Below are 15,382 nucleotides of genomic sequence, written 5' to 3' on the forward strand. Positions count from 1 at the left end.
GCTGCTTCGGCCGGGCTGCCGGCCAACTCGTGGACGTCGTCGACGATCAGCTGGGCCGGCGAAGGCACCCCGCTCTCGGTGGCGACGATGAGCTGGTCGACCGTGGTGGAAGGAGCCAGCGCGTTCGGCAGCACCACCGACAGAGCTTCGGTCACGTGCTGGACGAGCGCGTCCTCGGATCGGTCTTCTGGTCTGGCCCGGTACCAGGCAGTCGGCCGGAGCGGGGTAGCGGCCACCTGCCCGAGCAGGGTCGTCTTGCCCGAGCCGGCCGGTGCCAGCAGCAGACAGACGCTTGGTCCCGATTCGTCGAGCAACGGACGTTCCAAGCGGTCGCGGGACAGACCGGATGGCTCCGGTCGACGGACCTTCTCCCTGAACACCACTGAACCCACTGCAAGCCCCCCGGCGTGACAGACGTCAGGATTCAGTGTGGAGCACCATCGGGGGTCCCGCCCAGCCCATCAGGCCCATCGATTCCGCCGACCCCGCTATCCAGGCCGTCCAGGCCGGCCGCCGTGCCGCCCACACCGTCGCCCGCACCGGCCCCGAGTTCGCCGCCCAGACCGCTCTTCAGCGGATCGGAACCGAACTGCACTTCGAGCCCGTCACCGAGGCCGTCGCCGTCCGAGTCGAGCATCGTCGGCTTCGTCCCCAGCGACAGTTCCGTGTTGTCGGACAGGCCGTCGAGGTCGGTGTCCATGCTCTTCGGGTTGAGGCCCGCCTTGGTCTCGTACGTGTCCGTCAGCCCGTCGTGGTCGGTGTCCACCACACCGCCCCGGATCACCTCGGCGAACTGGCCCTGGCCGCCCACTCCGGCGACGCCCGGGATCTTGCCGGGATCGCTGCCCGACGAGATCTCGAACGGATCGGACAGCCCGTCTTTGTCGGTGTCCGCGACCAGTGGGTCGGTATGCGACTTGATCGCCTCGAACGCGTCCGGCAACCCGTCCTTGTCTGTGTCGGCCGAGGCCGGGTCGGTCCCGGCGAGCTTCTCGAAGGCATCCGTGAGGCCGTCTTTGTCGGTGTCCGGGGGAGCCGCCATCGCCGTACCGAGGTCGATCTGGTCGTAGTGGTTGGTCGCCGCGACGGTCGCGACCGGCATCGAGGTACTCGCCGGGTTCGCCGGTGGTGCCGGCGACGAGTCCAGCCCGGGGATCACCCCGGCGTAGTTGAACCGGTTGTGCGCGGTGAACTCGCCCACGCCGTACTTCGTGCCCTTGGCCTCGATCGTCCGCCCGTCGCCGAGGCTGATCGCGACGTGCGCCCTCGACGGCCGGCCGCCACCCGGAGTGGGCTCGTTCGAGAAGTAGAAGAGCAGCGCGCCCTTGGTGTGCATCGCTTGGTCGACCGGGATCAGCGCGTCCTGCTGCTTCAGATCCAGGTACTGGTACATCGCTCCGTCCGGGATCTCCACCCCGGCCTGGTGCGCGGCCCACTTGGTCAGCTCGGAGCAGTCGAATTTCTCCGGATCCGGATCGCTCAGCTTGGCGCGGACCCCGAAGACGTACTGATCGCCCTTCTGTGCAAGCGCCTCGTCGACGAACCGCTCCACCTTGGTGTTCCCACCGGCTCCCGTCGACGGCGTACCGGCAGCTTGCAGAGTCTGTACTGCGGGCTGGGTGCCAACGGTCTGTACTACGGGTTGCGTGGCGACGGTCTGCGTCATACCGGCCGGCTGCATCCCGGGGATCACCCCGTCACCGCTGTCCGCGTGCTGCGGATCCGATCCGTACTGCACCTCGATCTGGTCCGACAGTCCGTCGTTGTCGCTGTCCCACTTCAGCGGATCGCTGCCGAGCGTCGCCTCGGTGCTGTCCGACAAGCCGTCCAGGTCGCTGTCGGCCAGCTTCGGATTCGAATGGCTGACGGCGATCTCGTACCCGTCGGCGAGCCCGTCGTGGTCCGTGTCGGCGAGCTTCAACCCGGTCCCGGCGGCCCGCTCGAACGCATCCGTCAGACCGTCGCGGTCGGTGTCCAGTTGCATCCCGACCGTCTGTCCGGCATCGATCCGGTCGTACGACGGGGCAACCATCCCGGCCGGCTGCAGCGACTCGTTCGAGGACGGCAGGGGCGGAGGCAGTTCCGAGCCATAGCCGCCCACGCCACGACCGTCGCCCTGCACACCGGTGACGGCTTCCACCTTGTCCAGGTAGGTGCGGTAGTCGGCCGCGGTGCCCTTGTTGGAGTCGTGGGTGGTCGTCCACGGCCGCATGTCCCTGCCGTGGTGGGAGATGTCGTACGCCGCCCTGGCGTTGTTCACCGGGTCGTTCAGATCGCCGTACTTCGTGCCGCGGCTGCCGTCGGAGGCGACATTGATCTGCCACAGCCCCATCGAGTGCTCGCCCCGATCGTTGAGCGCGCCGGTCCGGCCACCCGATTCGGCCATGGCGATAGCGGTCCACGTCGTCGCCTGCTGCGGAGTGAACCCCGCGGACAGAGCGGCGTTGTAGATCTCCCCGATCGACAGTTTGGCCATCAGAACCCCCTGTTCCGATCCTGCCTCGAGTGTAAGTACTTGCCCTACGATGAGTGAACCGTCGGGGCTATCCGGGGTGGGGAATGGGCTATCGGCTGGGCGTTGATCTGGGGACGACTTTCACTGCCGCCGCGATGCGCAACGGCGGTCCGCCGAGCATGCTCGGACTCGGCAATCGCGCGCTGCAGATCCCGTCCGTGCTCTACCTGCAGGAGAACGGCCAGTTCCTGGTCGGCGAAGCCGCCGAGCGCCGCGGCGCCACCGACCCGTCCCGGGTGGTCCGGGAGTTCAAGCGACGGATCGGTGACCCCATCCCGCTGATGGTCGCCGGTACGCCGTTCTCCGCGCAGGCGTTGTCGGCCCGGCTGCTGGCGTCGGTGGTCGCGACCGCCACCGAGCGCCGGGGCGCGGCGCCGGACGAGATCGTCCTGACCTACCCGGCCAACTGGGGCGCGTACAAACGCGACCTGGTCGACCAGGTGATCTCGCTCGCCGACGTCGGGCCCACCGTCACCTGCCCCGAGCCGCAGGCCGCTGCCATCCAGTACGCCGCGCAGGCGCACCTTCAACCCGGCGATCGGGTGGCCGTCTACGACCTCGGCGGCGGCACCTTCGACGTGTGTGTGCTGGAGAAGACCGGTACCGGATTCACCATCCTCGGCAACCCCGAAGGCATCGAGCAGCTCGGTGGGGTCGACTTCGACGAAGCCGTCTTCCAGCACGTCGTCGGCGCGCTCGGCCCGGCGCTGGAGCAGCTCGATCTCGACAGCCCGGAAGGCCGGGCCGCGCTCACCAGGCTGCGCCGCGATTGCGTCGAGGCGAAGGAAGCGTTGTCGGTCGACGTTGATACGACGATCCCGGTGACGCTGCCGGGCCGCAGTACGTCGGTGCGCCTCACCCGTGCGGAGCTGGAGACCTTGATCGCGCCCGCGCTCGAGCAGACCGTCGAGGCGACCGGCCGGGCTCTGCGCACAGCCGGGACGACAGCTGAGCAGTTGACCGCGATCGTCCTGGTCGGCGGTAGCTCACGGATTCCGCTGGTCAGCCACCTGCTGCAGTCCCGCTTCGCCACGCCGACGGCGCTGGACACCCACCCCAAGCACGACATCGCCATGGGCGCGGTGCAGTTCTCGGACGTCGCCGAAGCGACCACCGCGCCGCTGGCAGCAGTCGCCTCGACGAACGGCACAGCAGCCGGTACTGCGCCCGGCGTGCTCCCGAAGCCGACCAAGCAGCCGCTGTCGGCCCAGGCCAAGCGCCGCATCGCCGTGCTGGCCGGGGGGTTGGCACTGCTCGCGATCGGAGCCCTGGTGGGAGTGCAACTGCTCACCGGCGATCCCTCCGGTGCCGCCGCGACGAGCGGGGGCCAGCCGCCACCCACCACCTCGGCTCCGGCGAGCTCGACGGGGACCTCGGCTCCGGCCACGGCACCGCCCGCGCTGAGGGTTCTGCCGGTCGCGCCGGTTCCACTGAGCGCCTCCGAGCTGGTCATCCCGTTGAAGACCGCGGAGGGCGAGCGGCTGTATCTCGCTGATGCGACGGACCCCGACAAGCGGACCAAGCTCAGCAACGGACCGGGCACCGACTCCGGGCCCGCCCTGTCGCCCGATCGGCGGTCGATGATCTACATGCACGCGATGGCGCCGGGAAATGGCATCCCCTGGGTCTCCGGGACGGACGGCAGTGGAGCGCGGCCGTTGTTCCAGAAGCTACCCACCCAGTGCGCGGATGGCGTCACCCGGCCGGCCTGGAACGCCAAGGACCCGACACAGCTCGTCCTGGCCTGCTTCGCGGGCAAGACCACCGGGTTGTACCTGGTCAACACCGACGGCAAGGTCCTTCGCACCCTCTTCACCGCCGGCGGAGAAGGCGTCGGTGTCAGCGATCCCGCTGTCTCCCCGGACGGCACCCGGGTCGCCTTCCAGGCACAGCGGATTCCCGGCTTCGGGATCTTCGTGGTGGGGATGGCCGGCAAGGGCAAGCCGGTCCAGTTGACGTCCGGCGCCGATGCCGATCCGGTCTGGTCGCCGACCGCGCCTGGAGTCGTCGCGTACCGGCACGCGATCACGGCGAGCTCATGGGCGATCGTCCTGGTGAACGCGGACCGCGGAACTGTTCCCTGTGCAGGGCTGGTCCGGTCCAACGAACTAGGTGGCGGCAAGCAGTGCCAGGTGACCGACGGCAGCACGCTCGATCAGGATCCGACCTGGTCGCCGGCGGGGGATCAGATCGCCTTCAAGCGCAACGTCGACGCCGGGACCGGCATCTACGTCACGGCAGCGAGCGGCAAGGGCGACCCCAGGCCGATCTGGCCCAGCAGCCCGGGCAACCAGAACGCACCGGCCTGGACGACCCGCTGAGGTGTACCCGGCGCGGCGGCTCCCCGATACGGCGGACCGCGGTGCGGTGGATCCGGTGCGACGGATCAGCCGAGTGAGCTGGCGGGTTCGTAGGTCGGGCAGGCCGCGTTCGTGTAGGCCTGCTGGGTCTTCGGTGCCAGGCAGAGGTCGAGAGCACCCTCGGACGTCGAGCTCGGGCCGAGGTAGACGACCCAGGCATCGCTGACTGCTACTCCGCTGCTGCTCGCCAGCCCCGGGTACTGTCCCTTCGCCCACAAGGCCTTGGCCGGGACGCCTTGGGCGATCAGCCTGGCCGCGAGGTTCTTGGCCAGCGTGTCTGCCTCCAGACCGGCGTCGGTCGGGTAGGTGTCGAGGACGGCGATCCACTGGCCGCGCTTGAAGGCGGGTGACACCGGGCCCGTGTTCGGCGGGGCCGCGGACTTCACGGTCGCGGGCGGATTCCGGTCGGCCTTGGCGGTGCTGGCCGCCGGCGCCGGCTTCACGCTCTGCTTCGGCGGCGCCGAGACGAGGGGCGAGGCCGCGGGCAGGGGTGGCTGGCTCTCGTCGGCCGGTGGGGACGTGGACGTGCCGTTGGTGATGATGAACGCAAAAGTCGCGACCATCGCGGCACCCGCGACGATCGCGGCTCCGACCGCGCTGTGGGACCTCTTCGATTTCTTCCGCGCCGCCCGGGCAGCCGCACGACCCTCCGCGCGTCCCGCGGGACTGTGCTCGGGCTGGCCTGCGTGCGAGGCTCGGTTGGGTGCTCTCGGGTGATCAACCGGTGTCACGACAAAGGCCCTCCCCAAAGTCCTCTGAGCGGATATTCGCGGTCAGCATAAGCCGATCCGGCAATAAAGTGAGCACTCTTCAGGTGACGGGAATCCCTTGTGGAAACAACTGATTGCGCACCGGAGGCGCTCAGCGACTATCCGCTGCCGAGCAGCCGTTTGATATCACTGCGGGCATTCGCGACGACACGCTCCGAATCAGGCCGGCCGAATCAGGTGCCGGCCGTATCAGGTGCCGGCCGGGCTAGGTTCCGGACGGAATGCCGTCCGTTCGCGGCGTCGGCCGGGTGTCGAGACAGTCGTCGAGCCAGGACTCGACGTCGACCTCGGCGTTCAGGATGTGGTTCACGTACGCCGCGCGCTCGTGGCTGAGCACCTCCAGCTCCCAGACGCACGGCGCGACGCCGATCGGCGCCGGGCGGAGATCGTCCACATCCATCCCGCTGAAGATGCTCAGCCGCGACTGGAAGTCCTTCGCCCAGCTCTGCACGACCAGGTAGATCCCGTCGTCACCGAGGTGCAGGATCACCACGGCCAGGCCGAGCGCGCCCATCGCGTCGTCGAACTCCAGCTGGCGGGCGGCGGCGACCCGCGCCAGCCCCACCATCTGGTCGTCCCAGGATCGTCCTCGTGCGGTGATCACGTACGGCTTCACCAACCGGCCGGGGAACCGCCACGGCATCAACGGAGTGACCGGCCGAGGTCGATAGGCCTCGGCCAGTCCCGTCAGCGCCACCGCGGCCCGGCCCGCTAACGAGGGATCCGAACCCATCAGCCGACCGCGTCGCGCCGCTGAGCCTCCAGGGCCCGCTCGAGATCGGCGCGCGCCTCCCCGACGTACCGGAGGGTCGGGGCGTCGACCGACTCGGCCTCGGTGTCGAGCCAGCCGGTCAGCGCCTCCAGGGTGGCGGCCTCGGGCAGGTTGCGCGGGGACAGGTAGACGAGGACGTTCTCGCCCATCGAGGACCCGAGCCGGGTGTAGACGTCCTTGGCCGCGCTCAGGTACTTGCTGACGTACGGGCGGAGCAGCTCCTCCTGGCCCGGCTGCTGGAAGCCCAGGATCGTGCGGAACTGCGTCTCGTTCGGGGTGTCCTCGGACTCCACCGCGATCCGCCAGGCATCGGCCTTCGCCTCGGCGGTCGGCCGGGCCGCGCGCGCCTGGGCGGCCCGCTCCTGCCCGGTGATGGTGGTGTCGTGGGTGAGCTCGTCCTCGATCGCGTCCGCGTCGACCCGGCCCAGCCGCGCCAGCGCCACGATCAGCGTCCAGCGCAGGTCGGTGTCGACCACCAGGCCTGGCGGCAGGTCGTTGCCGTCGAGCCAGCCGGCCAGCCGGTCCGCGCCCCTGTCGGAGAAGACGCCGGCGATGTAGGCCCGGGCGAAGGCGAGTTGGTGGTCGCTGGCCGACTCGGCGTCGGCGAGCAGTTCGGCCAGGGTCCGCTCGTACGACGCGCGCAGCTCGGCGCGTTTCTCCGGCGCCGCGTAGCTGTTGATCGCGGAGGTGACCTGCCCGAGCAGCGCGCGGACCGCGGTCAGGTCGGTCTCGGCCCGGATGCCCTTCAGCACGATTCCGACGTACTGGCTGGCGGGCATCTCGGCGTCGCGGGTCATGTCCCAGGCCGCGCCCCAGGCCAGCGCCCGGGCCAGCGAGTCCTTCAGCTGGTCGATCGAGTCGACCAGGGTCTCGCGGGACCGCTCGTCCAGCCGGATCTTGGCGTAGGTGAGGTCGTCGTCGTTCAGCAGCACCAGGTCGGGCTGGCTCGCGCCGACCAGTTCGGCGAGCTCGGTGCGCGGACCGTCGACGTCCACCTCGAACCGCTCGGTCCGGACCAGGCCGTCGTCGGTCTTGCGGTACAGGCCGACCGCGAGCCGGTGCGGCCGCAGCGTCGGGAAGGCCGGGGCCGCGGTCTGCTCGATCGCGAAGTCGGTGAACGCACCGGCGTCGTCGACGCTGAAGTCGGTCCGCAGGGTGTTCACCCCGGCGGTCCGCAGCCAGCGCTCGGTCCAGTCGTCCAGGTCGCGCCCGGACGCCTTCTCCAGCGGCTTCAGCAGGTCGGTCAGCTCGGTGTTGCCGAACGCGTGATCGGCGAAGTACTCCTTCAGTGCGCTGACGAAGGTGTCCTCGCCGACGAACGCGACCAGCTGGCGCAGGGTGGACGCGCCCTTGGCGTAGGTGATGCCGTCGAAGTTCACCTCGACCGCGTGGAAGTCGACCATGTCCGCGGCGATCGGGTGCGTCGAGGGCAGCTGGTCCTGCCGGTAGGCCCAGTTCTTCCGCGCGTTGCAGAAGGTGGTCCAGGCATCGGGATACTTCGTCGTCGCGACCGCCTGGGCCCAGTGGCTGGCCCACTCGGCGAAGGACTCGTTCAGCCACAGGTCGTCCCACCAGGTCATCGTGACCAGGTCGCCGAACCACATGTGCGCGAGCTCGTGCAGGATGGTCTCGGCCCGGCGCTCGTACGCCGCGTCCGTCACCTTCGAGCGGAAGACGTACTGGTCGCGGATGGTCACCGCGCCCGCGTTCTCCATCGCGCCCGCGTTGAACTCCGGCACGAACAGCTGGTCGTACTTGGCGAAGGGGTAGTCGTACGCGAACTTCTCCTGGAACCAGTCGAAGCCCTGGCGGGTGACGTCGAAGATGTGGTCCGCGTCCAGGAACTCGGCGAGCGACGGACGGCAGTAGATGCCGAGCGGGACGGTCCGGCCGTCCTTCTCGTACGTCGAGTGCACCGCGTGGTACGGGCCGACGATCAGCGCGGTGACGTACGTCGACAGGCGCGGCGTCGGCTCGAAGACCCAGAGGTCGTCCTTGGGCTCCGGGGTGGGGCTGTTGGAGATCACGGTCCAGCCGGCCGGGGCCTTCACGGTGAACTGGAAGGTCGCCTTCAGATCCGGCTGCTCGAAGGAGGCGAACACCCGGCGCGCGTCCGGGACCTCGAACTGCGTGTACAGGTACGCCTGGTCGTCGACCGGGTCGACGAACCGGTGCAGTCCCTCGCCGGTGTTGGTGTACGCGCAGTCCGCGACGACCTTCAGCTCGTTGCGGCCGGCCTTCAGGTGCGGCAGCGCGATCCGCGAGTCCCGGAACACGGCGGCGACGTCGAGCGGCTCACCGTTCAGGACGGCCTCGTGCACGGCGGGCGCGACGAGGTCGATGAAGGTCTGCGCGCCGTCCTCGGCGGACTCGAAGCGGACGGTGGTGACGGACCGGTAGGTGCCGCCCTCCTGCGCACCGGAGAGGTCCAGTTCGACCTCGTACGCGTCCACGGTCAGCAGCTTCGCCCGCTGCTGCGCCTCTTCACGGGTCAGGTTTGTGCCAGGCACCCGGTCAACTCCTCGGTTTCGTGACGTTTGGCCCATCCTTCCACGGGGTGTGTCAGCGGCGCACCGCGCATTTCCAAGGGCCGTCGCCGCTGATCCGGAGCAGGCCCGGACCGGGCACCGGGGCGCTCACCCGGGTCTCGCCGATCTCGTTGACCAGCAGGTCCTGATCCTCGTCGTCGTACTCCGGGTACGTGGGCGGGCGGTGCTGGTGGACGGTGAAGTTCGACTCGCCGCCGTGGAAGAAGTCCAGGACGCCGGCCGGCCCCTCGTAGATCACCAGATCGTGGGCGTGGCCCTCGATGTGCCCGTCGAAGCGGCGCGCGTGCGTGAGCGGCAGGACCCGCAGGGTCCAGGGGGTGTCGGCCGCCACGCGCAGGCTCAGCGGCCGGCCCTTGGGGACCAGCGCGACGGTCCGTGCGTGCACGTCGTCCTCGTACGCCATGAGCAGGAACTCCTCGGCGCGGCCGTAGGCGTCGCGGGACTCGATGGTGGTGGAGATGGAGTTGTGCGCCTCGATCTCCAGGAGCGCCCAGCCGGGCGGGATGGCGGGGTCGCAGTGCACGGTCTCCTTGCCGCGGCCTTGAGCCACGAAGGGGCGGAAGGAGGAGGAGAAGGGGTCGGGCGGGGGCTGGTACGCGGCGGGGGGCTGGTAGGCGGCGGGTGTGACCGGCGCCGGCTGGTACGCGGCCGGGGGCGCCGGGGCCGTCGGCCGGTACGCGGCCGGAGCCGGCGCGGTCGGGTGTGGGTACGCCACCGGCGGTGGGACGTACCCCGGGCCCGGGATCGGGGCCGGCGGGGCCTCGACCACGATGCCGAAGTCCGTCGCCAGGCCGGCCAGGCCCGAGGCGTACCCCTGCCCCACGGCGCGGAACTTCCAGCCGCCGGTCCTGCGGTAGAACTCGCCGAAGACGAACGCGGTCTCCGTCGTCGCGTCCCCGATGGCGAAGTACGCCACCGGCGCGCCCTGCGGGTCCGTCACCCGCACGTCGAGACCGGGCACCCGCCCGAACGGCCCGCCGTCCGCCGAGGCGGCCACCACGACCCGCTCCACCTCCGGCTCGATCCGCGCGAGATCCAGCCACAGCCAGTCCGCGACCACCGCGCCCGGGGAGGCCGGGGCCGACTTGCCCAGATGCCGCACGGCGCCCGAGGGGTGGGTCGCGTGGTTGTAGAACACCAGGTCCGCGTCCCCGCGCACCCGCCCGCCCGCGTCGAGCAGCAGCGCCGACACGTCTACGTCCGGCGCCCCGGCCACGCTCTGCCAGGCCACCGCCACCTGAAGCGCCTGCGTGGGCAGCGGGACGTTCGCGCCCTTCGGTATCTGGGTCATGGTCGGATCCTGTCACCGACCGCCCCCGCGTCGAACGCGTTGTCCGAATTCCGCCGGTGCCGACCGCCCCGCTCCGTGACGCTGGGGCCATGACCTCGTACACCGCCCGGGCCGTCGAGCCCGCCGCCCTCGCCGCGCTCCGCGTCACCGACGACGCCGGCCGCCCCTGTGTCCCGTTCACCGCGACGGAGGGCGGTGAGCCGCTGCGCTGCTGCCTGCGCCCTGCCGAGCCCGGGGAGCGGATCGCCCTCGTCTCGTACGCCCCGCTGCGCCGCTGGGCCGCGGACACCGGCGCCGAGCCGGGCGCGTACGACGAGCAGGGCCCGGTCTTCGTGCACGCCGAGGAGTGCGGGGGCCCGGCGGCCTCGGAGGAGTACCCCTTCGCCCGCCCCGGCGTCCTGCGGACCCTGCGCCGCTACGACGCGCACGGCCGAATCGCCGGCGGCCGCCTCCTGGAGATCCCGGAGACGGCCGGCGAGGCCTTCGACGAGGCGCTCACGGAAGCCTTCGCCGACCCGACCGTCGCCCTGGTCCACGTCAGGGCCGTCGAGTACGGCTGCTTCCAGTTCGAGGTCAGGCGCCCTTGAGCTCCTGCGCCACCAGCTCCGCGATCTGCACCGCGTTCAGGGCCGCGCCCTTGCGGAGGTTGTCGTTGGAGAGGAAGAGGGCGAGGCCGTTGTCGACCGTCTCGTCGACGCGGATGCGGCCCACGTAGGAGACGTCCTTGCCGGCCGCCTGGAGGGGGGTCGGGATCTCGGAGAGCTCGACGCCCTCGGCGTCCTTCAGGATCTCGTACGCGCGCTCCACGCTGATCGGGCGCTCGAAGCGGGCGTTGACCTGGAGCGAGTGGCCGGAGAAGACCGGGACGCGCACGCAGGTGCCGGAGACCTTGAGCTCCGGGATCTCCAGGATCTTGCGGGACTCGTTGCGGAGCTTCTGCTCCTCGTCGGTCTCGTGCGTGCCGTCGTCGACCAGGTTGCCGGCCAGCGGGACCACGTTGAAGGCGATCGGGCGGCGGTACACGGCGGGCTCGGGGAAGGCCACGGCCTCGCCGTCGAACGCCAGCTGGTCGGCCTGCTCGGCGACGGCGCACGCCTGGGTGCGCAGCTCGGCGACGCCGGCCACGCCCGAGCCGGACACGGCCTGGTACGTCGTGGCGACCAGCGCGGTCAGCCCGGCCTCCTGGTGGAGCGGCTTGAGGACGGGCATCGCGGCCATCGTGGTGCAGTTCGGGTTGGCGATGATGCCCTTCGGGCGGTCCTTGATCGCGTGCGGGTTGACCTCGGACACGACCAGCGGGACCTCGGGGTCGCGGCGCCAGGCGGAGGAGTTGTCGATCACGACCGCGCCCTGGGAGGCGACCTTCTCGGCGAGCGCCTTGGAGGTGGCGCCGCCGGCGGAGAACAGCACGATGTCCAGGCCGGTGTAGTCGGCGGTGGAGGCGTCCTCGACCGTGACGCCGTCCAGGACGGTGCCGGCGGAGCGGGCGGAGGCGAAGAGCCGCAGCTCGGCGACGGGGAAGTTGCGCTCGGCCAGGATCTTGCGCATGACTGTGCCGACCTGACCGGTGGCTCCGACGATTCCGACCTTCACGGGGACTCCTCCGTACGTTTGTGCAGGTGCTGCCGATCCATGATGCGTATCACCCGGGGCGGCTTGTCCAATCCATTGTCCAAGGGTCGGGACGCGAAAAGGGCGGGCGCCGGTTTCGGCGCCCGCCCCCTCACTCACCTGCCGGTGCTACGGAGTGACCTCGCCGATCACCACGCTGCCGGCGCCCGCGGCGGTGCCGCGCGCGTTCAGCAGCTGGACCTCGCCGAAGAACTGCCGGCCCGCGGGCGCGGCGGCCGCGACCAGGACCTCGGCGCCGACCTTGGCGCTCGCGCCGTTGGCCAGCGGGTAGGACTTCGACGCGTCGACCTGGACGCTGCCGAGCGCGGCGGAGAAGTACACGTCCTTGTAGTCGTAGGTCGTGCCTCCCGTCGCCTGCACCGAGTAGCCGTCGATCACGATGGTGTACGTGCCCGCGGCGGGCTTCACCAGCGAGACGGACTCCTCCGAGTCGCCGTCCGCCGACTGGCCGACCTGCTTGCCGTTCAGCAGAACGGTCAGGTCGAGGTCGGCGGCCTTGTCGGAGGTGTTGCCGATGGAGACGTCGAGGCGCTCGACGCCCTCACCGACGGTGACGGTCTTCGTCTGCTGCTCGTGGTGCTGGATGGTCGGGGTCTCGACCTTGGCCGAGCCCAGCGAGCCGCCCTTGAGCTTGCCCTCGAGACCGGCGAACTTGTTCGTCACCGTCCACTCGACGGCGGCCGGGACGCCGACCTTCGCCGAGGCGACGGTCTGCACGGCCGGGTCGAAGTCGGCGCCGAGCACCGAGACGTCCAGCTTGTACGGGTTGTCCAGGTCGGGCGAGGTGCGGCGCGCCTCGACCTCGATCTCCCAGACGCCCGGCGTGGGGTTGGCGTACGAACGCAGGTCCGGACGGCAGGTGTTGGCCGGGTTGTAGTGCGGGTAGCACGCGGTGGACGCGGTCGACTCGATGGCCACGCCGTACGGGTGGATCGAGATGAACCGGGTCTGGCTCTGCTCCTTCAGGCCGCCGAGGGCGACCTCCAGGGACTTGGCGCCCGCGGGCACCTTCACGAAGTACGACTTGTGGCTGTTGCGCTGCACCGAGCCGGACGCGGAGTACGCGTAACCGGGCGCGGTCAGCTGGCTCGCCACGACGACGGTCGACAGGATCTGCTTGTCGACGCCCTCGGTGCGCTCGTCGTCCAGCTCCAGGATGGCGCTGTGCACGCCGGCCGACTGGGGCTTCGCCTGGACCTTGACGGTGACCGGCTTGTTCAGCGGCAGCGTGATGTAGTCGTACGCGGTGGCCGCCTTGAAGGTGCCGTCGTTGTACTTCCAGTTGAGCTCGTGCCGCACGCCGTACGCCGGGCCGGAGGTCCGGGTGATCGTGACGTCGTACGTCTTCTTCTGGCCGACCTTCAGGCCGCCCTCGCGGTCGTACACGCCGGTGCCGGTGTGCGGGGCCGGGAAGATGACCGTGTCGACCGGGGCCTCGACCTTGTAGTCGTGGGCGGTCGCGCCGTCCTGGATGGAGTCCCAGGCCTCGTTGATGTCGATCAGGCCGGAGCCCTGCTCGTGCGCGGCGACACCCGGGATCCGCTGGGCGGTCGAGGTGAGCGCGGTGCGCAGGGTGAGCGGGGAGAGCGCGATGCCCTTCTGCTTCGCGGCGGAGAGCAGCAGCGCGCTCGCGCCCGCGACCTGCGGGGAGGACATCGAGGTGCCGTTGAGCATCCCGTAGCCGGCGGGCAGGGTGTAGCCCGCCTCGGGCACGCCGGAGCCGGCCTGCCAGGTCGGGATGGTGTTCACGGCCGAGCCGGGACCGGTGATGGTCGGGGTGAAGCCGCCGTCCTCACGCGGGCCGCGCGAGGAGAAGGGGAACATGGCGTACTTCTTCTCCACGGCCGAGCCGTAGTTGGCCGCCCAGGTGGCCTGGGAGATGGCCGCGCCGACCGAGAGGACCTTGTCGGCCAGGCCGGGGTCGCCGATCGTGTTGATGCCCGGGCCGGAGTTGCCGGCCGAGATGACCAGCTGGACGCCGTGCTCGTCGATCAGCCGGGTGTAGAGCCGGGCGCGCACGTTGTCGCCGTCGTTCTGCGCGGGCAGGCCGCCGATCGACATGTTGACGATGTCGACGCCGCGGTTGACGACGAGGTCCGTCATGCCCTCCATGAGGGCGGTGTTGGTGCAGCCGCCGGTCCAGGTGCAGGCGCGCGAGGAGACGATCTTCGCGCCCGGGGCCGCGCCGTTCATCCTGCCGCCGAAGAGGCCCTTGGCGGCGGTGATGCCGGCGACGTGGGTGCCGTGCGAGGACTCGACGATGCCGATGTTGACGAAGTCGGCCTTCTTGCCGACCCAGGTCCCGCCGAGCGGGTCCATCGCCACGTCCTTGCGGATCTCGACGACGAACGGCGTCTTCTCGACGACCTCGGTGGCCGGGTTGTCGGCACCGAAGTAGCCGACCTGGTTCCCGTCCTTGTACGGCTTCATCGGCGCGTTGTCCGTGAAGTCGTTGTTCTGGTCGGTGTCGACGCGGACGGTGCCGGCGGCCGGGTCGTACAGCATGCCGAACAGGTCGGCCGTGTCGCCGTCGCGGTTGATGTCACCGGCCGGGTCGCCGCCCGCGGTGATCGCCTCGTTGAAGCGGCTGAACTGGTAGGAGCCCTCAGGCGCCTTCCAGGACTGCGAGGAGGCGGTGAACTCCGGGCCGGTGACCGGGGTGATCTGCGCGCGCCAGGTGGCGTCGCCCTCGGTCAGCGGGTCGGTGGCGGTGACCCAGTCGACGATCTTGCGCTCGCCGGTGGTGGTCTTCTGCAGCGCCGGGTGTCCGAGGTCGACGCCGGAGTCGAGGATGCCGATGGTCACGCCGCGGCCGTCGGCCTTGGGGTGGTCCTGGACGAACTCGACCGCGCCGGTCTCGTGCGACGGGTTGTACGGGTTCTTCGCCGGGGTGTCCTTGCCCGGCGCCGGCGACGTGGTCGCGGTGGCGCCCGGGGCGGAGCCCTTGACGCCCGCGTCCGGCGTCGGGTCGTCCAGGACGATCTCGGCCTGGAGGTCGATCGACTGGACGGAGGAGAGCTTGGCAGCCGACTTGATGGCGGCGTCCGCCTTGGCCGTCGGCAGGGTGGCGCGGACGTAGCCGAGCTTGTCGTCCTGCTTGCCGACGGAGCCGCCGGCGACGGCGTCGAGCTGGCCTGCGACCTGCTCGGTGGCGCCGGGCGCGGTGGCGACGAGGATCGTGACGTTCTTCTCGCCGGTGGCCTCGGCCTCGTTGAGGCGCTGGGCGTCGGTGGCGCCGAGCTTGTCGGCGGAGTCGGAGGACTTGACCGGGGGAGTGGTCGCCGGGTCGGCGGCGGCCACGACCGGAGCGGCGCCGGCCGCGATCAGCGCGGTCACCAGTCCGGCGGCCGCGGCGACGCGGACGGCCCGTCTGTGCCCGGGGGTCGAGCGTCCGGGTATGGAGCTCTGCGATTCGGGGGTGGTCATTTACATCCCTGTTTGTGAAAGAAGAGGGTCCGGATTTCGGTACCGGATGACCGCTCAGCCAATCGCA

Annotated in this window: 10 protein-coding genes; 2 read left to right on the forward strand and 8 right to left on the reverse strand. The window is 70.5% G+C overall.

The genetic code is table 11. The annotated features are described in order from the left end of the window. The coding region (locus VIU94_RS08680; protein ID WP_331909297.1) for an AAA family ATPase at nucleotides 1-314 on the reverse strand (314 nt) is incomplete at its 3' end. 110 nt (nucleotides 315-424) lie between these two features. Continuing rightward, nucleotides 425-2,476: an NlpC/P60 family protein gene (locus VIU94_RS08685; RefSeq protein WP_331909299.1), complete on the reverse strand. Its 2,052-nt coding sequence runs from the start codon at nucleotides 2,474-2,476 to the stop codon at nucleotides 425-427. Nucleotides 2,477-2,559: 83 nt separating this feature from the next. On the opposite strand from VIU94_RS08685, the gene VIU94_RS08690 reads away from it, so the two are divergent. After that, nucleotides 2,560-4,836, forward strand: a complete 2,277-nt coding sequence (locus tag VIU94_RS08690; RefSeq protein WP_331909301.1) for an Hsp70 family protein — start codon at nucleotides 2,560-2,562, stop codon at nucleotides 4,834-4,836. A gap of 65 nt (nucleotides 4,837-4,901) precedes the next feature. Here the strand turns inward: VIU94_RS08690 and VIU94_RS08695 are convergent, their stop codons facing one another. From VIU94_RS08695 to VIU94_RS08710, 4 genes are all read right to left on the reverse strand, one after another. After that, complete coding sequence (locus VIU94_RS08695; protein ID WP_331909303.1) at nucleotides 4,902-5,438, reverse strand: hypothetical protein; 537 nt, start codon at nucleotides 5,436-5,438, stop codon at nucleotides 4,902-4,904. Nucleotides 5,439-5,850: 412 nt separating this feature from the next. Continuing rightward, nucleotides 5,851-6,288, reverse strand: coding sequence for a hypothetical protein (locus VIU94_RS08700; protein WP_331909305.1), 438 nt, complete (start codon nucleotides 6,286-6,288; stop codon nucleotides 5,851-5,853). Between the two features lie 89 nt (nucleotides 6,289-6,377). Continuing rightward, the gene (pepN, locus tag VIU94_RS08705) at nucleotides 6,378-8,927 is read right to left on the reverse strand and encodes an aminopeptidase N (protein WP_331909307.1); all 2,550 of its coding nucleotides are present in this window, start codon (nucleotides 8,925-8,927) and stop codon (nucleotides 6,378-6,380) included. A gap of 52 nt (nucleotides 8,928-8,979) precedes the next feature. After that, nucleotides 8,980-10,257, reverse strand: coding sequence for a TerD family protein (locus tag VIU94_RS08710; RefSeq protein WP_331909309.1), 1,278 nt, complete (start codon nucleotides 10,255-10,257; stop codon nucleotides 8,980-8,982). Between the two features lie 89 nt (nucleotides 10,258-10,346). Here VIU94_RS08710 and VIU94_RS08715 point away from each other — a divergent pair, with 89 nt between their 5' ends. Beyond that, on the forward strand, nucleotides 10,347-10,844 hold the full coding sequence (locus VIU94_RS08715) for a DUF1203 domain-containing protein (protein ID WP_331909311.1): 498 nt from the start codon (nucleotides 10,347-10,349) through the stop codon (nucleotides 10,842-10,844). Here VIU94_RS08715 and VIU94_RS08720 read toward each other — a convergent pair. Next, nucleotides 10,831-11,850 (reverse strand): aspartate-semialdehyde dehydrogenase, encoded by a 1,020-nt coding sequence (locus VIU94_RS08720; protein WP_331909313.1) that lies wholly within the window; start codon nucleotides 11,848-11,850, stop codon nucleotides 10,831-10,833. The two genes, VIU94_RS08715 and VIU94_RS08720, sit on opposite strands and share 14 nt — an antisense overlap. 147 nt (nucleotides 11,851-11,997) lie before the next feature. Next, nucleotides 11,998-15,315: a S8 family serine peptidase gene (locus tag VIU94_RS08725; protein ID WP_331909315.1), complete on the reverse strand. Its 3,318-nt coding sequence runs from the start codon at nucleotides 15,313-15,315 to the stop codon at nucleotides 11,998-12,000. Nucleotides 15,316-15,382: the final 67 nt, after the last annotated feature.

This window comes from Streptomyces sp. (genome assembly GCF_036566765.1).
Classification (GTDB): domain Bacteria; phylum Actinomycetota; class Actinomycetes; order Streptomycetales; family Streptomycetaceae; genus Streptomyces.